Origin of the sequence: Paraburkholderia sp. RAU6.4a, from assembly GCF_050435625.1 — a bacterium.
Classification (GTDB): Bacteria; Pseudomonadota; Gammaproteobacteria; order Burkholderiales; family Burkholderiaceae; genus Paraburkholderia; species Paraburkholderia tuberum.
In genome coordinates this window covers 1,769,114-1,789,092 of the sequence record NZ_JBNDKQ010000003.1, presented here as the reverse complement: position 1 = coordinate 1,789,092, position 19,979 = coordinate 1,769,114, and the positions used below count along the sequence as shown (strand labels likewise).

Sequence of the window (19,979 nt, the reverse complement as noted above, 5' to 3'; positions counted from 1 at the left end):
GAACGTGCGCCCTTGAGAGAAGTATCGGGTCAAGCCATCGACCTAAAAACTCTCATATCGAACTCGAAAACGTCGATATCGATTTGATATCGGGCGGTGGCCTCGCGATCCTTGCGGTCGGCATCGAACTCTCCAAAAACATCAATACGAACGCCGTTCGTATATAAGTATAATCGAAACGAAGACACACAACCGGAGACGTTTATGCAAGCCGAAGTACTCTCCCAGCCGGCACACCGAGCGCAACCGGTAGCGGGTCCACCGCGCGGGTTCACGATGGCGATCCTGCTTGCCGCGGTAGCGGCCTCGTCCGGCATCACCGTCATCTACACCGTGCTGGTCACGCTCTACAAGGCTTTTCCTGCGTCGAACTCCGTGAGCTGGACCGTCACCGCGTACTGGCTCGGCTCGGCCGTCTTTGCCGCGGTGAGCGGGCGACTCGGCGACCTGTTGGGCTACCGCCGCATCCTGCTCGTGGTGATATCGATCGCTGCGGCGGGCGCAGTCGTGGCCGCATGCGCGACCGATGTCGGCATGCTCGTCGCGGGGTGTGCGATGCAATCAATCGCGGCAGGCATTACGCCACTCTCCATCGGGCTGGTTCGTGAGAATCTGCCACCCGCCAGGCTGCCTGCCGCGGTAGGGTTGATCAGTGCGGCAGGCATGGTGTCGGCGGGGCTGATCTACATCTGCGCGGGCGTTGTCGTGGATCACTATTCGTGGCAGGGCGGCTTCTGGTTCAAAGTCGCGCTTTGCGTCGTGGCCGTCGCGGCGGTACGCGCGTGGGCACCGCCGTCGCCACCGAATCCCGGCGTACGGATCGACTACGTTCGAGGTCTCGCGTTCGCTCCAGCGCTTTGCGCCATCCTCTTCGCCGTGCAGCAAATCCGCACGTGGGGGCTCGGCGATCCGCGGCTGTGGGGCTTGATCGCTGGCGGGATGATCGTGCTCGGACTCTGGGCACGCCATCAACACGGGGCGCGTCATCCGCTCATCAATGTGCGTCTGCTGAAGAGGCGCGAAGTCATGTTGGCCAATGCATGCATGGCATTCCTCGCGGCAGGCGCCATGCAACTAGGACAGGTCTTCTCGCTGCTCGCCCAGCAACCTGCCGGCACGCACTCCGGATTTGGGTTGAGCGCGACGGCGGCCGGATTACTGATGTTCAGCGTCAACATCGTCGCGCTGGTCGCGAGCCCATGGAGCGGCCGGGTTGCGGCCCGCTACAAGGCCCGGCCCGCTGCCTTGATTGGCATGCTCATACTGGCCTTGGGCTGGGCCTCGCTGATCGTGCTTCATCGCAGCCTGCTGCTCTTCGTTCCGGGTGCGGTGCTGTGCTCGTTCGGCCTCGCCTTCGCAAGCACGGCGCTGTACAACCAGATCGTGGAAGCGACGCCTGCACATCAGACAGGCGAGGCAACGGGCATGCTCTACGTTTTCTTCTCGTGTTTCTTCGCGGTAGGTGCCCAGGCGGTATTTGCGCTGCTGCGCAGCGCGACGGCGGGACACGACGGTGCATCGTTTCCGGCCGATAGTGGCTATGTTTCGGTATTCGTCTACATCGCCTGCAGTTCGATCGCCGGACTGCTGGTCGCCTCCATGCTGCCGAAGCGTCGTACACACTGACGGTCGTTGCGACCGATCCGTCGCGCGCGGGTACGACGCTTCTTCGACCGCACCGCGACCGCGGCGCATTGAAGCACCCGCTTCACTGCGCCGCCGGCCGACTGGCGAGTCACTCCTCTTCTGCCTGACCCAACGCAGACGCCCGCTGGGCGACTCTGATCATGTTCTCTTCGAGCCGGTGACGTTCGCGGTCGAAGCGTTCGAGCGGCGCACCAATTGCCATCGCCGCGATGACATTGCCATTCGGTCCGAAGATCGGCGACGACACGCCGGCCGAATCCGGCAGTAGTTCACCGCGACTCACCGACAGGCCGCTTTCGAGGATGTGGTCGAGTTCGTCACGCAACGCCTTCTTCGTTGCGATCGTTTGCGGGGTGCGGCGCTCGAATTTGACCGTCTTCATGTAGTCGTTAAGGAAAGCGTCCGGTGCATGGGCGAGCAGCACGCGGCCCGCAGCCGTGCAATAGAGCGGGCGACGCAAACCGATGTGCATTGAATAGCGCACCGATTGCTCGCTCTCGATCACGTCGACATAGGTGATCTCTTTGTGTTCGACGTCAAGGACACCGACATACACGGTTTCATTGGTGCTCTTCGAGAGATCCACCAGGAACGGGCGCAGTATCTTCGAAAAATTCCACGCGGCCATCACGCCTGCCGACAACCGGAAGATCGACGGTCCCAGGCGATAGCGGCCTACGTCGTGCATCAAGTACCCTTCCGCCACCAGAGGTCGCAGCAGATTGAGCAGGCTGCTCTTAGGTGACTCGAGAGCGACATTCAGTTCTGCTAGCGACATCCCGTCCGGAGACTTCGCCAGCACATCGAAAATTCCGAGGAGTCGGGTCAGCGAGCGCGGCCCGCTGACGTCCCGGTCCGCCGGCGCTGAGGTCTCTTTCAACATGATTTTCCCCATGAATTGACTGTATAGATTATACGGGAACTATTCACATAGTTTTACATCGATCACAATCTGGCACACTTTTTACACCACCCGAATGCGGGAATACGCCAGGGCGCTCCCTCACACCGCTTGAGATATATTTGAACATCGTTCGAAAAACTGAAATGTGGAAGCATCATCTTCCAGACCATTTACGCAATACGCTCGGGCGTCGAACAGCAACATCAACCTTCACTTCTGGATTCACTCATGTACACGAAAAAACTGGCAGAAAAGGTCGCCATCGTGACCGGAGGCGGCCAAGGCGTTGGACTCGGCATCGCCCTTGCGCTTGCCACCGAGGGGGCGAGTCTGGTCCTCACTGGTCGCACGGAGGCCAAACTCACGCGGGCTGCTGAGGAATTGAGCGCCCTCGGTTCGCAAGTGCTGGTCGTGCCCGGCGATACGCGCAATCGCGCCGACGCCGTGCGGACGGTCGAACTTGCCGTCGAGCGATTCGGACGTGTGGACGCACTCATCAACAATGCCCAAAGCAGCAGCCCGGGGGTGCCGCTCGAGTCCGTTACCGACGATGACTGGAGCAACACGCTCGAATCGGGCTTGTACGGCACGCTGTATTTCATGCAGGCCGCATTGCCGCGGATGAAGTCGAAGGGCCGCGGCGCCATCATCAACTTCGGCTCGCGCACCGGTATCGAAGGCCTCAAGGGATTCGGCGCGTACGCCGCAACCAAGGAGGGCATTCGTGGGCTCTCGCGTGTTGCCGCGCGCGAATGGGGCGTCTACGGCATTACCGTCAACGTCATTTGCCCGGCAGCGCTCACGCCTGCCGCCGAAGCCTACCTCGAAGCCAATCCTCAGGAACGCACTCGCTATCTCTCTGAAATTGCGCTTGGCCGCTTCGGCGATCCTCAGCGCGATATTGGACGAACAGTTGCATTTCTATGTAGTGACGACGCTAATTTCATAACCGGGCAGACTATCAGTGTGGACGGCGGACAGTCAATGCTCTAGTGCGTCTTTTTGAACACGGTGCAATATATGAAACGTCCAGTTGCATTATCGCGAGCCTCGATCCGAGCAGTGAGCTTCCCGCCGGGCGCGTACCACGAAGCTTGAAGAGCGATCAGTTGTTTCTCCTCTCACACACTTCGCGAGAGCGTGTGGAGTTTGGCCTTGGCTGCGGGACACGGAGCCAAGGCGTTTTTTCGCCGTTACCTTTGGGACTCGATCGCGTCGGTTGAGAAATTTCTTAAAACCATTCCGACGTGAAGAACGGCAAGTGCACGTCCATCCAGTCGAACTCGCTGCGGCAGTTCGCCCAAGCCCAATGAGGTGACTTTCCGCTACGCACGGGAGTGTCCGAACGTTGATGCGGACGCGAGATATTCGGGGCGTCCCTACCGGAGTGGATACACCCGACTTCTACGTGGTCTGTACATACGATACGGCTGTTGCTTCTCTCAGTCGTCATGACTCCCCCTTAGCTGCAACTATTCACCATCTCCTCGATCACCTTCTTCGCGTCGCCGAACACGAGCACCACGTTGATCTTGCCGAACTCGCCGTTGATGCCCTTTCTATAGAATTTTCTTTTCGCGCAGGATATCGATATCCGACTGCGACATACTCAGCACATCACGCAGCACGTCGTCCGTATGTTGTCCGAGCATCGGCGGCGCCCCGTACGAATCGATAGGCGTGCCCGACATCTTGACCGGGTTGGCGACCATCCGAACCGCCTTATCCGTGAGCGGGTGCGCAACTTCGACGCACATCGCGCGTGCCTGCACATGCGGATCTGCGAACACCTGCTCCAGATTGTTGATCGGTCCGGCCGGCACCCCGGCGGCGTCGAGCGCTGCGAGCAGTTCATCGCTCTGCCATTGAAGGATCAGCGGCTCGAACACTTCGCCCAGCGCGCGACGATTCTTCACGCGCAGCGCAATCTCGCTGAATCGTGGATCGCTGACTAGCTCGGGGTGCCCCAGAACGTTACACATCCGCGCGTATTGCTCGTTGTTGCCCGCCACGATCATGATGTCGCGATCGGCGCAGCGGAACATGCGGGACGGCATACCACCGTTGCCCTCGGTACCGCGCCGAATGGGAATCTGGCCTGAAACGAGATACTGGCTTGCATAGTGCGATGTGGCAGCAATCATCGCGTCCAGCAACGCCAGGTCGATGTACTGCCCCTGCCCGGTACCGCCTTGCGCCGCGTCGCGATGATAAAGCGCTGCGATGATCGCCGAAGCGGCGTACTGACCACACAGGATGTCCGCAAGACTGGGCCCGGTTTTCATTGGCCCGCCGCCCGGCACGTCGTCGCCGTTTCCGGTCACGCTCATCAGGCCACCCATCGCCTGGAAAATCGAGTCGTAGCCGGGGCGCGGGCTATACGGTCCGGTCTGACCGAATCCGGTTATCGAACAGTAGATCAGGCGCGGATTGACCAGCTTGAGGCTGTCGTAGTCGAGCCCGTAACGCTTGAGGTCGCCAACCTTATAGTTCTCGATCAACACGTCGCAGTGCGCCGCCAACGAGCGGATCAGCGCCTGGCCTTCGGCCGTGGAGATATCGCACGTGATCGACTTCTTGCCTCGGTTCGCGCTGATAAAAAACGTCGACTCGCGCGTGACCTTTCCCTCCCGATCCATCAGGAACGGGGGGCCGAATTGCCGCGAATCGTCGCCCTTGCCGGGACGCTCGACCTTGATGACCTCCGCGCCGAGATCCGCCAGCATCTGAGCCCCCCAAGGCCCCGCGAGAATGCGGCTCAGGTCGAGTACGCGAACACCCGCCAATGCGCCTTTTGTCATAGCAAACGGTCCCCTTGAATTCACACCGGCTGCGCCGGAAGCCTTGCATCAGCGTCCGACGAACTTCGCCGTACGTTTTTCGATGAAGGACTGAACGCCTTCCTTCGCGTCTTCAGTGTTGTAGAGAAACTGCTGGGTCGACTGAATCGTCGCGTAAGCATCCTGCCAGCCTTGTCCCAGCGAAACGCGCGCGTTCTGCATCGTGGCCTGCACGGCTAGCGGTGCCTGTGCCGCGATTCGCTCGGCGATCGCGAGCGCCCGGTCGAACTCCTGCCCCGCAGGCACGACATCCTGCACGAAGTTCATGTGCCGTGCCTCGTCTGCGGTGAATTCGTCGCCAGTAAGCAGTACCTTCATTGCGTTGCCCCAGCCGGCTCGCTGCACCATGCGAAACGTCGCACCACAACCTGCCATGATCCCCCGCTTGACTTCAAGCTGGGAGAAACGGCAGTTGTCGGCCGCAACAGCCACTTCCGATGCAAGCATCAATTCGACCGCGACCGTGAAGCAGATTCCCTTCAGCGCAATGACGACCGGCTTGGTACGCAGCGGCGCGCGCAAGTTGAACGGATCGACCTCGCCTTCAGGAAGCAGCGGTTTCCCTTCGCGGCGCAACGGCGCGACCTTTGGCATGTCGAGCCCTGCCGTAAAGTGATCGCCTTCGGCGTATACCAGCCCGCAAAAAATATCGCCGCTCTTCTCGAGCTGCGTGTAAGCCATGGCAAGCTCTCTGAACATTTTCGGCGTGAAACCATTGCGCTTTTCCGGCCGGTCAATGCCCATCAAGAGCAGGTTCCCACGCTGCTCAACGCGAATCTGTCCGTCCTCGTGACGAGTGGTCATGCAGTGTCTCCTCGCGGTGTTTTCCGTTAGCAATTCTGACCTCGCGCTCAATTGACAAAGCTGGGTCGCACATTCAGAATCATAAACGTCGTTCACAAAATTGGCAACGCACGATACGCTCTGACGCTGCCGAGCGGCGCACCGCAGACACGCAAATCATCGGCGAGCAGGCCCCATCCGGGCCCAGGTGTTCACCCTCATTCGTTCAAGGAAGAACCATGGCCTACGAGACGATCATCGTCGAAACGCACGGGAAATCCGGCTTGATCAAGCTGCACCGTCCGCAAGCCTACAACGCACTGAACAACCAGCTGATGGACGAGCTGACGGCGGCACTCGACGACCTCGAAACCGACCCCGCCATCGGCGCCATCGTGATGACCGGTAGCGAAAAGGCGTTCGCCGCCGGCGCCGACATCAAGATGATGAACGAATGGACGTACATGGACGTGTACAAGAATCAGTTCATCACGTCGAACTGGGAACGCACGTCGCGTTGCCGCAAGCCGGTCATCGCCGCGGTCGCGGGTCTTGCGTTAGGCGGAGGCTGCGAACTGGCCATGATGTGCGACTTCATTCTCGCCGCCGACAACGCCCGTTTCGCCCTGCCCGAAATCACGCTCGCGACCATTCCCGGCGCCGGCGGCACGCAGCGCCTTACGCGCGCGCTCGGCAAATCGAAGGCGATGGAAATGATCCTCACCGGCCGCAGGATGGACGCCATTGAAGCCGAACGATGCGGCCTCGTGAGCCGCATCGTGCCCGCCGACACGCTCGTCGAGGAAGCGCTGAAAACGGCCGACGAGATCGCGCGATACTCGCAACCCGTCGTAGCGATGGCCAAGGAGTGCGTCAACCGCGCCTACGAATCGAGCCTGGCAGAAGGCATCCTGTTCGAGCGGCGTATGGCGTATTCGACCTTCGCCACAGAAGATCGAAAGGAAGGCATGGCAGCCTTCGCCGAAAAGCGCAAACCCCAGTTTCGCGATTGTTGAATTGCTAAAAGCGCCACGCTGTCGTGGCGAACAGAGCCCGCCAGTTCACGCGCGTCACGCGCATTTCTCTGGCACCCATACTTCCTATCCAGGCTACAGGCGCGCGATGAAACCGTATGTCAATCGCATTACTGAATTACTCGGCATTCAATATCCCATCATTCAAGGCGGCATGCGCTGGGTGGCGCGGGCCGAACTGGCGGCGGCCGTGGCCAATGCGGGCGGTCTAGGCTTCATCTCCGCGCACACCCATGCAAGCGCCGATGCACTCGCGCGCGAAATCGACAGGGTGCGTTCGCTCACCGACAAGCCCTTTGGAGTCAACCTGACCGTTCTCGGCGCCAATGTCGGTCTCGACTATGACGCGTATGTGCGCACGATCGTGTCTCAAGGCGTCCAGGTCGTCGAGACAGCAGGCAGCAATCCGGCGAAATACATCGCCGAGTTCAAGGCGCAGGGCGTCAAGGTCGTGCACAAGTGCGTGACGGTTCGCCACGCGGTGAAGGCCGAATCGCTCGGCGCGGACGCCGTCAGCATCGACGGGTTCGAATGCGCGGGGCACCCTGGCGAAGACGACATCCCTGGACTGATCCTGATTCCCGCCGCCGCCGACAAGCTGAAGGTGCCGATTCTCGCGTCCGGCGGCTTTGCCGATGGGCGCGGGCTGATGGCGGCTCTCGCGCTCGGCGCGGACGGCATCAACATGGGAACCCGATTCATGCTCACGCAGGAGTCCCCCGTCCACCCTGCGATCAAGCAACGGCTGCTGGAAGCGAGCGAGCGCGATACGGTGCTGGTTGGCCGCTCGATCGGCGATTCAAGCCGGGTGGTCAGGAACAGCGTGAGTCTCGCCGCGCTCGAACTCGAGCGCGCCGGCAACGTGACGCGCTCGGACCTCTACGCGCTGACCGGAGCACAGCGCTGGATGGACGCATTCGTGACAGGAGAAGTGGAAGGCGGCGCCTTCCCCGCCGGTATCGTGACCGGCCTCATTCACGACTTGCCGACCTGTGCGGAATTGATCGGTCGCATCGTGAAGGAAGCCGCCGCGATTGCGCAACGCCAGCTCGGCTTCAGCGCTGCTCTGGCATGAAACTGACCGGCCTTCGCGTCGTGGACCTGTCGCAATTCATGCCGGGTCCATTCCTCGCCGCCAACCTCGCCGATCACGGCGCGCACGTCGTCAAGATCGAACCGGTCACCGGCGACCCCACCCGCGGCGCACCCGGCACCGACGGCGCGTTCTTCGCCGCGATCAACCGCGGCAAGCGCAGCATCGCGCTCGATCTGAAACATCCGGACGCACGCGAGGTCGCCCTCAAGCTGATGAACGAGGCCGATGTCGTGATCGAATCGTCGAGGCCGGGCGTGGCCGCTCGGCTTGGCATCGACTACGACACGATCAGCCGGACGAACCCGGGAGTCGTTTATTGTGCGATTACCGCATTCGGCCAAACCGGCCCGCTCTCTCAATTGCCCGCACACGATCCGGTAGTTCAATCGCTTGCAGGCACGCTGCCGCGCGATGGCCGGGGAATCCCAATTGTCACGGGACCGTCGCTCGCTGCGCTGGCCGGTTCATTGACGGCGTTGTCCGCCGTGTTGATGGCGCTGCTGCGCGCGCGGGAAACGGGGCGCGGCGACTACATCGACATGGCGCTTTTCGATGCGGCGCTCACATCGCAGCCGTATCTGAGCGGCCGCTTGCTCAACGCGCCGGACAGCCAATTGCGAGGGCCGACTGAAGGCGACAGCGGGCTCGCGTTGCTCGACACCTACGAGACCGCCGATTCGAAGTGGCTCTGCCTTGGCGGCCGGGAACACAGCTTCGCAACCAACCTGCTTACACCACTCGGCCGTCCGGACCTCGTCGCCGACGCGATCGGCCCAGCCGGTGAAGGCCAGATACGCGTCCGGGCGTTCCTGATGCAAATCTTCCTGACTCGCACACTCGATGAATGGCTCTGCTGGTTCGAAGGCCGAAACATCAGTGTAGCGCCGGTGCTCTCGCTCGCCGAAGCGCTCGACCATCCGCAAGCGCACGAGCGCGGGATGGTCCAGAGGGATCCGTCCGGACGCAACCACGTTGCAAGCCCGATTCACTTCCGTTTGGAGCCTGGGTCGCCACCGCTCGCCGTTCCATACCTTGGCGAGCACACAGAACTCGTGCTGCGGAGCATTGGCTACAGCGACGAACGGATTGCGGAACTCGTCGCGACAGGCGCAGTACGTGGGCAGCACGACGAAGCCCAGGCCCTTGCGCAACCCGCCACCTGACGCAAACAACACCATGCCCTTACAGCTAAAGGCGGACGCCGTCGATTTCGCGTCCATCATCCGCCCCGGCGATACCGTCGCATGGGGCCAATCGAACGCAGAGCCCCTTGCGCTCACGCGCACTCTACTTCAGCAGCGGCACAGCATCGGCGCGTTCCGGGTCTTTCTCGGCGCCGGCAACTACGACACGTGCCGGCCTGAGCACGCGGACTGCATCGATTTCGTTTCGTACTGCGGGAGCGGCTCCAACCGCGCACTGGCCAAGGCTGGCGCGCTTGATATCCTGCCCTGCCATTATTCGCAGTTGCCAGAGATGATGGAGTCGGGTCAGCTATCGATCGACGTCCTGCTGCTGCAGTTGGCGCCACCCGACGCGCACGGCCGCTACAGCTTGTCCGTCGCGCATGAGTATCTGATCCCGGCGCTCGAGCGCGCGCGCGTCATCATTGCGGAAGTCAACGAACAGGCACCCTGGACTTACGGCGAGCGATATCTTCGCGACGACAACATCGACTTCATTGTCCCGACGTCGCGCGCTTTGCCCGAGAGTTCGCCCAGCGCCGTCAGCCCGACGGAGCTGGCGATTGCACGGCACACGGCCGCTTTGATCGAAGACGGCGCCACCATTCAACTCGGCCTCGGCGCGATTCCAGAAGCGATCCTCGCCTGCCTCGGCGATCGGCGAAACCTTGGCATCCATTCCGGCACGATCGGGGACAAAGTCGCCGATCTGATGGAAAGCGGCGTGATCAACAATGTGCGCAAGACCATCGACACGGGCAAGACCATTGCTGGCGTGATGATGGGGGGTCGCCGCATACACGAGTTCGCGCATCGAAACGACGCCGTGCAGTTTCGTTCGACCCGCTACACGCACGATCCGAACGTGCTCGCAAGCATCGACCGGTTCGTCGCCATCAACTCGGCGGTCGAGGTCGATCTGAGTGGCCAGATCAACGCCGAAATTGCCGGTGGCGTGTATGTGGGCGCGGTGGGCGGCGCACTGGATTTCCTGCGCGGCGCGCGGCGCTCGCGTGGCGGCGTTCCTGTCATCGCATTGCCGTCCACAGCGGGCAAGGGCGCGACCCGCATCGTCGCGTCGTTGAACGGACCGGTCAGCACGCCACGCAGCGACGCCGCCATCGTGGTGACCGAATACGGCGTGGCCGATCTGCGCGGCCTGACGCTGCGCCAAAGGCGCGAACGCATGCTGGCAATCGCCCATCCAGATCATCGCAGCGCTCTCGATCAGATGGCGGGCGTCCCGCCTTCCAATCGCTTAAGAAGCGCGACGCTCGTCGGCTGATTGCAACCGCACCCGAATCAGAACTTCAAACTTTGCAAGGAAACGTCCGATGAAACGCGCGGCAATTGTCTCCCCTGTACGAACGCCCGTCGGCACCTTTGGCGGTAGCCTGCGCGGCGTTTGCGTCGAAGACCTCGGCGCGCTCGTTGCGAATGAAACGATCCGGCGCGCAGGACTCGATCCCGCTCGCATCGACGACGTCGTCTTCGCGCAATCGTACGCGAACAGCGAAACACCTTGCGTGGGCCGCTGGATTGCGCTGCAGGCGGGCTTGCCCGTGGAGGTGCCGGGCATGCAGCTTGACCGACGTTGCGGCGGCGGCCTGCAGGCGCTCGTCACCGCCGCGATGATGGTGCAGACCGGCGCCGCCGACGTGGTGTTGGCCGGCGGCGTGGAAAGCATGAGCAATATCGAGTACTACAGCACGGACATGCGCTGGGGCGCACGGTCGGGCTCCGTCCAGTTTCACGACCGGCTCGCGCGGGGCCGCGAGCGCTCACAGCCGGAATCGCGCTTCGGCTTTATCTCCGGCATGATCGAGACCGCGGAAAATCTGGCCACCGACCATGGCATCAGCCGCGAGGCCGCCGACGAGTTCGCGCTGCGCAGCCATCAGCGCGCGGCCGCCGCATGGGAGTCCGGCCATATGGCCGAAGAGGTCGTGGCGGTCAGCGTTCCTCAGAAAAAAGGCCAGCCGCTTCTGTTTTCCAAAGATGAAGGATTCCGCGCCGACGCCAGCATGGAAAGCCTCGGCAAGCTTCGCGCGTTGATGCCGGGCGGCACAGTCACCGCAGGCAACTCCAGCCAGCAAAACGATGCCGCTGCCGCTTGCCTCGTCGTCGCGGAAGACCGCCTCGAAGCGCTCGGACTCGAACCCATGGCCTGGCTGACCGGCTGGGCCGCAGCCGGATGCGAGCCATCACGCATGGGCATTGGGCCCGTGCCCGCAGTGCGGAAGCTGATGACGCGCATCGGGCTTACGCTCGAGCAGATGGATCTTGTCGAAGTAAACGAAGCATTCGCGTGTCAGGTGCTGGCAGTCCTCAAAGGCTGGAACTGGCACGATACCGACCGGCTCAACGTGAACGGCTCTGGCATATCGCTGGGCCATCCGATTGGCGCAACGGGCGTGCGCATCATGACAACGCTGTTGCACGAGTTGACGCGCCGGAAAGGACGTTATGCGCTCGAGACCATGTGCATCGGCGGTGGCCAGGGTATTGCCGCCGTGTTCGAGCGTGCCTGATCCTGAGCGATGAAGCGCACGGCCTTGCGCCGTGCGCGCGCCCGCGCTCAGGCCTCCACTTCGAACATCACGAAGTCGGCCTTGGTCGCACCGCACTCGGGGCATGCCCAGTCATCCGGGATGTCTTCCCAGCGAGTGCCAGGCGCGATGCCCTCCGCGGGAAGTCCCGCTGCTTCGTCGTAGTAAAAACCGCAAAAAATGCATTGCCACTTTTTCATGATCGTCGATGAGTCGTTGAGGGTGGGGATACTTCAGGGCGCTACGTCCCAGACGAGCGGCAGATAGAGCATGCCGTTGACGGAGCCCGAGCCGCATCGGGGCTTGTCGCCCTCGCGAATGCGAAAATCGGGAATGCGTTTGAGCCACTCCTGGAGGAAAACCTTGATCTCCGTACGCGCAAGGAACGACCCCGGGCAGCGATGCGGGCCGTTGCCGAACGCGGCGTGCAGCACTGGCTTGCGCGTCAGATCGACAGCGAGCGGATCGCCGAACTTGCGCTCGTCGAGGCCAAACAGGGAGTTCGGCAATTGAATCTGGTCACCCTTCCTGAACTGGATGCCCTTGTATTCCATGTCCTGCGTGATGAGCCGCGCGGTGTTCGCCACGCCAAAGCGCCGGATCAGTTCGTCGACCGACGACACCATCAGATCGGGATTCTCGATCAGCTGCCTCCGGTGCGCAGGATTCTCCGCCAGAAAGCGCGCGATAAAACCCATCATCGACGCGACGGTATCGAGGCCGCCAAACAGCACGACGATAAACATCCCGAACATGCGCTCGGGGCTGATCGGCTTGCCGTCGATCTGCGCGTTGGCGATGAGGCTGACGAGATCGCCGCCCGCCTCTGCCTTGCGCTTCTCCACCCAGGTGGAGATATAGCCAATCAGCCGGTGCTGGGATTCGTTGCGCTGCTCGAAGTTGCCGCGCACGGCCCATTCCGCCCATTCGAGCAATTGTCCTCGATCGCTCAGCGGAAGATCGGCAAGACGCAGGAAAATCACGATCGGCAGGATCTTCGCGAACTCCGAGACGAACTCGCATTCGCCGCGTGGAGCGATTTCTTCCATCAGTTCGATTGCGAGGCTGCGCACGTCGCTTTCCAGCGAGGAGATAGCTTGCGGCAGGAAAGCGGGCGTGATCAGGTTGCGGTACGCGGTATGTTCGGGCGGATCAAGCTCGAGCGGCACGAGCTGCGTCTCGTTGAGCGGCGGGATGTTGACACTGCGATGCGAAAAATGGGTGTGGTCCTTCTGCATCGCCTCGATGTCTTCGCCGCGCGTGGCGATCCAGTGGCCGCCATGGTACGGGGACCAGACGATATCGGGCCCGGTGTGCAGCGTCTTCCACGCCATATGAACATCGTCTTGCACGCCTGGCGGATTCATATAGTCGAAATCGACCACGAGCTCTCGCGGAACATGGTCCGGCACGGTCCAGTCTTTCGTAGGGTTCATCTCGCGTCTCCTATCATTTGGTCGTCTTCGAATGGATGAGTCGTCACACTTTGCATCAACGTGCCAGCGTTCATATTATGCAACGCCGTTCAGTTTTGATATTATACCGAAGCGAGCTTTTTTACATCAACGCCTATCGAACGGAGACAAGAGTGAGCGATTTCGTCAAGGACAAGGTGGTAGTGGTAACGGGTGCGGGTGCCGGCATCGGCCGCGATTTTGCGTTGCAATTCGCGGCGAACGGCGCAAAGGTCATCGTCAACGACCTGGGTCGCAACGCCGAATCCGGCCAGTTCGCCGCAGAGCGCGTCGTCGAAGAAATCAAGGAGGCCGGCGGACAAGCGCTTGCCTCGACGGATAGCGTCGCTGAATGGGATTCCGCGCAGAAGATCGTGCAGGCCGCGCTGGACACGTTCGGCCGCGTCGACTGTGTGGTCAACAACGCCGGCATCGTGCGTGACCGCATGTTCTTCAACATGAGCCTCGACGAGTGGAAGGCCGTAGTCGACGTGCATCTGAACGGGTCGTTTTTCGTGGCACGCGCGGCGGCTCCGCATTTCAAGGCACAAAACGGCGGCAGCTTCGTTCACATGACCTCCACCTCTGGTCTGATCGGCAACATCGGACAGGCCAACTACTCCGCCGCCAAAATGGGGGTCGTCGGTCTGTCGAAGTCGATTGCCCTCGACATGGCGAAATTCAACGTGCGCTCGAACTGCATCGCACCATGGGCATGGACCGCGATGACGGCCTCGATCCCCTCGGAGACGCCTGAGCAAAAAGCACGCGTCGAAATTCTCAAGCGCATGGAATCGCGCAAGATCGCGCCGCTCGCGGTCTACCTTGCGTCCGACCAGGCCGCAAAGGTTTCGGGTCAGATCTTCGGCGTGCGCGCCAACGAGATCTACTTCTTCAACCAGATCCGCATGATCCGCTCGCTGCATCGCGACGGCGGCTGGACGCCCGAAGCGATTGCCGAGCAGGTCATGCCGGCGTTCGAATCGAGCTTCTTCCCGAACGTGCCGTCCATGGCGCTCACGCCCTGGGATCCGGTGTAAGCGATACCGTGTCACGCCTGCGCCACATGATGCGGTGGTGGCGCGGGCGGTGCGGCGCTCACCCGTCACACCACTCACCCTTCCTCTGAACCTCGCACGCTTTCAGACAAGCCGACGATGCGTCTTGCCTTGAGCAATACCGGCAAGTCCACCATCCGTCCATCTACGGACACCGCCCCGCCTTCTGCCCGCTCATACGCGTCGACGATTCGCCGCGCCTTGGCAATTTCATCCGCGCTCGGGCTGAACGCCGCATTGACCGCTGCAACCTGGCGCGGATGAATACATAGCTTCCCGCCAAAGCCCAGCGATCGCGCCTTCGACGAGTCGTGCGCGAGTTGTCGTTCGTCATCGATTGCCACGCTAACGCCATCCACGGGAGACTGAATGCCCGCTACGCGGGAGGCCAGCACAATACGCGAACGCGCGAGCAGCAACGCGTCCCATGAACCGTCACAATCCAGATCGAGTTCGAAGTCAACCGAGCCGAATATGAGTCGCTCGACGCCGGGCATGCGCGCCACGTCCAGTGCGTTCCAGACGCCCTCGGCAGATTCGATGATCGGCAATATGGGTTTCGCCGTTGCCGCCGCGACAGCGGTCAAAGCAGCCGGATTCTCAGCCTTTGGCAACACCACGCCATCGATACCATCGAACGCTGCGAGCGAAAGGTCCTGCTGGAACCACTGCGTACCCGCTCCATTGATGCGCAACAGTACGCGAACCGCCGATGCCGAAAATGTTCGTACCGCACCGGCAACACGTGCACGCGCCGACGTTTTGTCCGCATCTGCAACAGCGTCCTCGAGGTCCACGATCACCGCATCCGCGCCTGCCGCGAGCGCCTTGGCGAATCGTTCGGGCTTGCTGCCCGGCACAAAAAGAAACGAACGCATAAAGTCTCCCATTCAGCGTCCGGTCCGGCTATGGCGACCCCGCCAGCAGACCGGCTCGACGATCAGACCAGAATAGCCGTGGCTTCCATGCGCAACGATCCGTCGCTGCCGGCGATCCACAAGCTCACCTTGCTTTGGTCCGATTCGTGTTGCTTTCCGCAAACATAGAAAGGCGAAGTGTCCACCACCGGTTTGATCGCGCGGAACGAAAACGCTCCGACGCGCGCGCCCGGCAACTCCGGTCCGAGCGAGTCCATCAGTAGCGTGGCGAGCAGCGGGCCATGCACGACGAGTCCCTCGTATCCCTCTGCGCCGATCGCGTAAGGCCGATCGTAGTGAATGCGATGACCATTCAACGTAAGCGCTGAGTAGCGAAACAGCAGCACAGGATCGGGATTGATCTCGCGTGCCCATTGAGCGCCCATCGGCGCGGCCTGTAATGCTGCGGGCTTTTCGCTGGCAGCCGGATGATCGCGATACACGATATCCTGGCGCTCGACGATCGCAAGGCCAGCAGCGTCGCTGACCTCGTGCTTGACCTTCACGAACACGAGATCGCCGGTACGTCCATGCTTGTGCGAAACGCTCTCGATGCATGAAAGACGCGTGATCGCGCTACCCGCTTTCAGCGGCCGTAGAAACTCGAGTTGACTGCCCGCCCACATGCGGCGAGGCAAATCGACCGGCGGCAGAAAGCCGCCGCGTCTCGGATGACCGTCCGCCCCCACCATCGACTGCCGATGAACCGGCAGAAAATAAAGCCAGTGCCACAACGGCGGCAAGTCATCGCCACGTGCTGAAGGCGCGTCATCGTGGTCAAGCATGGCGCTGAGAGCCGCCATCGGCGTGGAGGTGACCTGGTCCCGCACTTCCTCAGTGCGCTCAGTCCATTGCTGCAAATACTCGATATCCATGCGCATCGTGCCAATCACTTCAGATCCAGTGCGTCGCGAATCGCCGCAGCGATCGGAAGCAGCGGATCTTCTTCCGGCGTGGCCGGGTTGAACAGCTTGTTATGGCAGATCGCGACGGCGAGCCCGGTATCCGGGTCCGCCCAGCCGATCGAATTGCCCTGCCCCGGATGGCACAAAGCGCGCGGCGAGCGTGCCGCCGTCACCGGCGGATGGTTGCCGCCGAACCAGAAGCCACCGATCGTGATTGGAATCGGAAAGCCGAACATCACCGGGTCGGGTTCCTCGCTATTGGCGCGTGGCGTGTTCAGCGTGGCGACGAGCTCCTTCGAGAGTATCCTCACGCCGTCCAACTCGCCGCCGCATGCCAGCATTGCCCAGAAGCGCGCCTCACTGCGTGCATTGAAGATCCCGCCAACGCCCGCGACTTCCGCGCGCCGCACGTCCGGGCGCTCGAACACTTGCGGCGCCAATGCGACCTGTTGCGGCATCGAGCGCAGGAACAGCGGCGGCAGGTATTCCGCGGGAACCGGCACCATCGCATCGGTGAGACGTGCGATGCGCGGTTCGACTTCGTCGGGAATGCCGATCCACAGATCGTCGATGCCGAGTGGCATCGCAATCTCCTCCCGGACAAAACGGCCCAGCGAGCGCTTCTTCGGATCGGCGCGCCGCACCAGTTCGCCAACGATCCAGCCGAACGTCATCGAGAGGTACAGCGTCTTCGTCCCCGGCTCCGCAAGCGGCTCAAGGTTGGCAATGGCGCTGGTCATCCACTGCCAGTCACACATCAGCTCCGGTGTGACGCCTTCGGGCATTTGCGGCACACACGCGCGATGAGTCAGCACATCGCGCACCGTCGTTTTCTGCTTGCCGTGGGCACCGTACTCCGGCCAGTAGCGCGTCACCGGCGCGTCGTATTCGATGAGCCCGCGGTCGGCCAGGATATGCAACGCAGTTGCTGCAACCGCCTTCGTCACCGAATACACATTGAACAGCGTTTCGCCGTCGACCAGACGGCCGGTGGACGGATCGGCCACGCCGCTCCAAGCGTCGATCATGAGCTTGCCGTTCAGATAGGCCGCCACCTGCACGCCGATCTCACCGCCTTCCCGCGTGGCGCGGTCGAGCGCCTGCTGAACGATCGCGTTGCGCTCCATTGATGCTTGCACTACCAAGGTCATATCGTGTCTCCCATTCGTGAACATTCGCGTTGACGGGCTACCTCTTGCCGGACTGCGCGGCAATACCGGCGAGCCCTTCGAGCGCGAGCCCGTAGCCCAGTTCGTCGACCATGCGGCGCTTGAACGGCTGCGTGAAGACCGCGCGCGTGTATCGCAGCGTTTCGATCGGCTTCGCCGCGAGTTCGTGCGCCATTTGCCACGCACGTTCGAGCAAGGTGTCGTGCGCGACGACTTCGCCGACGACGCCAAGCTCCCACGCGCGCTGCGCCGTGATGCGCTCGCCGCTGAGAAGAAAGTAGCGGGCGCGGTTGTGGCCAATCAGCATCGGCCAGACGATCTGCACGCCGTCCGCCGGCACGACGCCGTGAACGAAGTGCGCCTGGTCCGAGATTTCGGCGCGACTGGAGGCCAGCACGATATCCGACAGCACGAGCAACTCGGCATGAATGAGTGCCGGCCCGTTGATCGCGCCGATCACCGGAACCGGAATGTCCAGCAGTTGCATCAGCAGGTCCTGCCCCTCGCGCTGCAGGCGCGGCCAGACTTGCACAAGCGGCTCCGTCGGCAACTCGGCGTCATTCATCGCGTCGCAGAACGAATCGCCGGTGCCGGTCAGGATGACTACGCGATTGTCGAGGTCGCGTGCGATCTGGTAGAACGCCTCGCCTAGCTGGCTGTGAATGCTGCGATCGAGCGCGCCCCACTCGAGCGGGCCGCCATCGGTATGCAGGCGCACTTGCAAAATACCGTCGCGTCGCTCGAAATCGATGTTCGTAAAGCGCCCGATGTAGTCTTCAAGGCGGCTCATCGCGCGTCCTCCAGGATCAGGCCGGCGGCGCGCCATGCCATCGCCATCATGGGGCCATTCGTGTTGCCGGAGATCATCGTGGGTGTTACGGAGAGATCCATCACGCGCAGGCGTTCGACACCGCGCACGCGCAGCCGCGAATCGAGCACGGCAAGCGTGTCCGATCCCATTTTGCAGGTACCGCAAGCGTGATAGCCGGATTGGCCTTCACGCCGGTAGAGGTCGAGAATCTCGTCATCGGTCTGGACGGCGGGGCCTGGGCGTGTCTCCCCTGCCAGCAGGCTGGCAAGCGGCTCGGCGGCCAGCACGCTGCGCATCAAGCGGAATGCGTTGACGGCCATCTGCCGGTCGTACGGATCGGCAAGGTAGTTCGCGACGACTTCGGACGGCACGCGGGGGTCCGCGGACTGGATCCTGACGTGCCCTTCGCTGCGCGGGCGCAGCGGGTAGCTGAAGAGCTGCATGCCTGGGAACGACTCGAACGCGTAACCGGCCGCGCCGAAATCCATCGAGTACGGCGCCATCATCAGTTGAACGTCGGGACGCATCGCATCAGCCGCGGTCTTGACGAAGCCGCCCACCTGGTACGAGCCGAGCGACATCACGCCACGGCGGAACAGCAGATACTGCATCGCGTTGCGCCATAAGCGCATGCCGCTGAACTGTCGGTTCTGCGAATCACGCCAGTGCCGCAGGCGGGCCTGCAGCATATATAGATAGTGCTCGCGCAGGTTCCGTCCGACCCCCGGACTCGCTGCCACGACAGGAATGCCAAGCGACTGCAGATGGCCGGGATCGCCAACGCCCGACAACTGCAAAAGCCGCGGCGACTCGATCGCGCCCGCCGAGACCACCACCTCGCGACGCGCACGGTAAGCGATCTGCTGCCCCGCGCTTTCGCACTGCACGCCGACGGCGCGCGTGCCGTCAAACACGATTCGCGCGGCTTGCGTGCCGGTAGCGACTGCGAGGTTCTTGCGCGCCCTCGCAGGCTTCAGAAAGGCTTCGGCCGAGCTTTGCCGACGACCGTTGCGTATCGTATAGATCAGATAGGCCACGCCCTCATGATCGAGCCTGTTGATATCTTCCACGCGCCGCACGCCGAGCGACCGGCACGCTTCGAGTACGGCCTCGCCGATTCGATTGCGCTGCGCGTACGGTGACAGTTTCAGCGGGCCGCCCTCTCCACGCAGCTCATCGGCGCCGAGCGCGTGATCTTCGATGCGCCGGAAGCAAGGCGCCAGGTTCTGCCAGTTCCAGCCCTCGACACCCAGTTCGGCCCATCCGTCGTAGTCCTCGGGATGACCTCGCATATACACCATGCCGTTGATGCTGCTGGAACCGCCGAGCATCTTGCCGCGAAGCCAGATTTCGTTGCGATGCCCGTTGCCGTGATCGGGCTGCACCGGAATGAACCAGGCATGAGCTGGGTCGCCCAGCAGCTTGCCAAAGCCCTTTGGCATCCGGATCAACGGATTGCGATCTTCCGGACCTGCCTCGATGAGTAGCACGGTATGGTGCCCGCTCTCCGAAAGACGATTGGCTAGCACGCAACCCGCCGCACCCGCGCCAATCACGATAAAGTCAAACTCGGTCATCTATGCGTTCTCCACCGTCCGTGCCTTGTCGGCCAGCCCCATAGCACGCGA

Annotated in this window: 18 protein-coding genes; 8 read left to right on the top strand and 10 right to left on the bottom strand. The window is 62.2% G+C overall.

What is annotated here, in order from left to right; all coding sequences use genetic code 11:
- The first annotated feature begins 204 nt into the window (after nt 1-204).
- Nucleotides 205-1,626: an MFS transporter gene (locus OKW40_RS32845; protein ID WP_429493356.1), complete on the top strand. Its 1,422-nt coding sequence runs from the start codon at nt 205-207 to the stop codon at nt 1,624-1,626.
- Between the two features lie 109 nt (nt 1,627-1,735).
- Here OKW40_RS32845 and OKW40_RS32840 read toward each other — a convergent pair whose 3' ends face one another.
- Nucleotides 1,736-2,530 (bottom strand): IclR family transcriptional regulator, encoded by a 795-nt coding sequence (locus OKW40_RS32840; protein WP_429493355.1) that lies wholly within the window; start codon nt 2,528-2,530, stop codon nt 1,736-1,738.
- Between the two features lie 249 nt (nt 2,531-2,779).
- Between OKW40_RS32840 and OKW40_RS32835 the strand changes: the two genes are divergently transcribed.
- Entirely contained in the window at nt 2,780-3,544 is a 765-nt protein-coding gene (locus tag OKW40_RS32835) for an SDR family NAD(P)-dependent oxidoreductase (protein ID WP_429493354.1), read from the top strand.
- A 566-nt stretch (nt 3,545-4,110) separates the two neighbouring features.
- Here OKW40_RS32835 and OKW40_RS32830 read toward each other — a convergent pair.
- Nucleotides 4,111-5,352 carry a CaiB/BaiF CoA transferase family protein gene (locus OKW40_RS32830; RefSeq protein WP_184050308.1) on the bottom strand — a complete coding sequence of 414 codons (1,242 nt, stop codon included), beginning with the start codon at nt 5,350-5,352 and terminating at the stop codon, nt 4,111-4,113.
- 48 nt (nt 5,353-5,400) lie between these two features.
- Nucleotides 5,401-6,195, bottom strand: coding sequence for a crotonase/enoyl-CoA hydratase family protein (locus tag OKW40_RS32825; protein WP_184032260.1), 795 nt, complete (start codon nt 6,193-6,195; stop codon nt 5,401-5,403).
- Between the two features lie 218 nt (nt 6,196-6,413).
- Here OKW40_RS32825 and OKW40_RS32820 point away from each other — a divergent pair, with 218 nt between their 5' ends.
- The 5 genes from OKW40_RS32820 to OKW40_RS32800 all read left to right on the top strand — a co-directional run bounded on the left by OKW40_RS32820 (nt 6,414) and on the right by OKW40_RS32800 (nt 12,019).
- Nucleotides 6,414-7,190, top strand: coding sequence for an enoyl-CoA hydratase (locus tag OKW40_RS32820; protein ID WP_429352488.1), 777 nt, complete (start codon nt 6,414-6,416; stop codon nt 7,188-7,190).
- 106 nt (nt 7,191-7,296) lie between these two features.
- Complete coding sequence (locus tag OKW40_RS32815; RefSeq protein ID WP_184032247.1) at nt 7,297-8,283, top strand: NAD(P)H-dependent flavin oxidoreductase; 987 nt, start codon at nt 7,297-7,299, stop codon at nt 8,281-8,283.
- Nucleotides 8,280-9,467 carry a CaiB/BaiF CoA transferase family protein gene (locus OKW40_RS32810; protein ID WP_429493353.1) on the top strand — a complete coding sequence of 396 codons (1,188 nt, stop codon included), beginning with the start codon at nt 8,280-8,282 and terminating at the stop codon, nt 9,465-9,467. Before OKW40_RS32815 ends, OKW40_RS32810 begins: the two co-directional genes overlap by 4 nt.
- A 13-nt stretch (nt 9,468-9,480) precedes the next feature.
- On the top strand, nt 9,481-10,773 hold the full coding sequence (locus OKW40_RS32805; protein WP_429493980.1) for an acetyl-CoA hydrolase/transferase family protein: 1,293 nt from the start codon (nt 9,481-9,483) through the stop codon (nt 10,771-10,773).
- 49 nt (nt 10,774-10,822) lie between these two features.
- Nucleotides 10,823-12,019 (top strand): acetyl-CoA C-acetyltransferase, encoded by a 1,197-nt coding sequence (locus OKW40_RS32800; RefSeq protein WP_429493352.1) that lies wholly within the window; start codon nt 10,823-10,825, stop codon nt 12,017-12,019.
- Between the two features lie 47 nt (nt 12,020-12,066).
- On the opposite strand, the gene OKW40_RS32795 is transcribed toward OKW40_RS32800, so the two are convergent.
- Together OKW40_RS32795 and OKW40_RS32790 are read right to left on the bottom strand one after the other, a co-directional pair.
- Nucleotides 12,067-12,237: a rubredoxin gene (locus tag OKW40_RS32795; protein WP_090808851.1), complete on the bottom strand. Its 171-nt coding sequence runs from the start codon at nt 12,235-12,237 to the stop codon at nt 12,067-12,069.
- Nucleotides 12,238-12,270: 33 nt separating this feature from the next.
- Entirely contained in the window at nt 12,271-13,473 is a 1,203-nt protein-coding gene (locus OKW40_RS32790) for a cytochrome P450 (RefSeq protein WP_429493351.1), read from the bottom strand.
- A gap of 152 nt (nt 13,474-13,625) precedes the next feature.
- Between OKW40_RS32790 and OKW40_RS32785 the strand changes: the two genes are divergently transcribed.
- Nucleotides 13,626-14,531 carry an SDR family NAD(P)-dependent oxidoreductase gene (locus OKW40_RS32785; protein ID WP_184050285.1) on the top strand — a complete coding sequence of 302 codons (906 nt, stop codon included), beginning with the start codon at nt 13,626-13,628 and terminating at the stop codon, nt 14,529-14,531.
- 74 nt (nt 14,532-14,605) lie between these two features.
- Here the strand turns inward: OKW40_RS32785 and OKW40_RS32780 are convergent, their stop codons facing one another.
- The 5 genes from OKW40_RS32780 to OKW40_RS32760 all read right to left on the bottom strand — a co-directional run bounded on the left by OKW40_RS32780 (nt 14,606) and on the right by OKW40_RS32760 (nt 19,928).
- Nucleotides 14,606-15,427, bottom strand: coding sequence for an HpcH/HpaI aldolase/citrate lyase family protein (locus tag OKW40_RS32780; protein ID WP_429493350.1), 822 nt, complete (start codon nt 15,425-15,427; stop codon nt 14,606-14,608).
- 62 nt (nt 15,428-15,489) lie between these two features.
- A complete protein-coding gene (locus tag OKW40_RS32775; RefSeq protein ID WP_429493979.1) occupies nt 15,490-16,347 on the bottom strand; it encodes an FAS1-like dehydratase domain-containing protein in 858 nt (285 codons plus the stop codon).
- 8 nt (nt 16,348-16,355) lie between these two features.
- Nucleotides 16,356-17,522: a serine hydrolase domain-containing protein gene (locus tag OKW40_RS32770; RefSeq protein ID WP_429493349.1), complete on the bottom strand. Its 1,167-nt coding sequence runs from the start codon at nt 17,520-17,522 to the stop codon at nt 16,356-16,358.
- Nucleotides 17,523-17,559: 37 nt separating this feature from the next.
- Nucleotides 17,560-18,330 (bottom strand): enoyl-CoA hydratase/isomerase family protein, encoded by a 771-nt coding sequence (locus OKW40_RS32765; protein ID WP_429493348.1) that lies wholly within the window; start codon nt 18,328-18,330, stop codon nt 17,560-17,562.
- The gene (locus OKW40_RS32760; RefSeq protein ID WP_429493347.1) at nt 18,327-19,928 is read right to left on the bottom strand and encodes a GMC family oxidoreductase; all 1,602 of its coding nucleotides are present in this window, start codon (nt 19,926-19,928) and stop codon (nt 18,327-18,329) included. The genes OKW40_RS32765 and OKW40_RS32760 overlap by 4 nt, the downstream gene beginning before the upstream one ends.
- Nucleotides 19,929-19,979: the final 51 nt, after the last annotated feature.

Bases quoted from the DNA above. Each gene is read 5' to 3' on its own strand.
- OKW40_RS32820 (WP_429352488.1), top strand. From the start codon at position 6,414: ATGGCCTACGAGACGATCATCGTCGAAACGCACGGGAAATCCGGCTTG.
- OKW40_RS32830 (WP_184050308.1), bottom strand. From the start codon at position 5,352: ATGACAAAAGGCGCATTGGCGGGTGTTCGCGTACTCGACCTGAGCCGC.
- OKW40_RS32845 (WP_429493356.1), top strand. From the start codon at position 205: ATGCAAGCCGAAGTACTCTCCCAGCCGGCACACCGAGCGCAACCGGTA.
- OKW40_RS32805 (WP_429493980.1), top strand. From the start codon at position 9,481: ATGCCCTTACAGCTAAAGGCGGACGCCGTCGATTTCGCGTCCATCATC.
- OKW40_RS32760 (WP_429493347.1), bottom strand. From the start codon at position 19,928: ATGACCGAGTTTGACTTTATCGTGATTGGCGCGGGTGCGGCGGGTTGC.
- OKW40_RS32795 (WP_090808851.1), bottom strand. From the start codon at position 12,237: ATGAAAAAGTGGCAATGCATTTTTTGCGGTTTTTACTACGACGAAGCA.
- OKW40_RS32765 (WP_429493348.1), bottom strand. From the start codon at position 18,330: ATGAGCCGCCTTGAAGACTACATCGGGCGCTTTACGAACATCGATTTC.
- OKW40_RS32840 (WP_429493355.1), bottom strand. From the start codon at position 2,530: ATGTTGAAAGAGACCTCAGCGCCGGCGGACCGGGACGTCAGCGGGCCG.
- OKW40_RS32815 (WP_184032247.1), top strand. From the start codon at position 7,297: ATGAAACCGTATGTCAATCGCATTACTGAATTACTCGGCATTCAATAT.
- OKW40_RS32770 (WP_429493349.1), bottom strand. From the start codon at position 17,522: ATGACCTTGGTAGTGCAAGCATCAATGGAGCGCAACGCGATCGTTCAG.
- OKW40_RS32835 (WP_429493354.1), top strand. From the start codon at position 2,780: ATGTACACGAAAAAACTGGCAGAAAAGGTCGCCATCGTGACCGGAGGC.
- OKW40_RS32790 (WP_429493351.1), bottom strand. From the start codon at position 13,473: ATGAACCCTACGAAAGACTGGACCGTGCCGGACCATGTTCCGCGAGAG.
- OKW40_RS32825 (WP_184032260.1), bottom strand. From the start codon at position 6,195: ATGACCACTCGTCACGAGGACGGACAGATTCGCGTTGAGCAGCGTGGG.
- OKW40_RS32810 (WP_429493353.1), top strand. From the start codon at position 8,280: ATGAAACTGACCGGCCTTCGCGTCGTGGACCTGTCGCAATTCATGCCG.
- OKW40_RS32800 (WP_429493352.1), top strand. From the start codon at position 10,823: ATGAAACGCGCGGCAATTGTCTCCCCTGTACGAACGCCCGTCGGCACC.
- OKW40_RS32780 (WP_429493350.1), bottom strand. From the start codon at position 15,427: ATGCGTTCGTTTCTTTTTGTGCCGGGCAGCAAGCCCGAACGATTCGCC.
- OKW40_RS32775 (WP_429493979.1), bottom strand. From the start codon at position 16,347: ATGCGCATGGATATCGAGTATTTGCAGCAATGGACTGAGCGCACTGAG.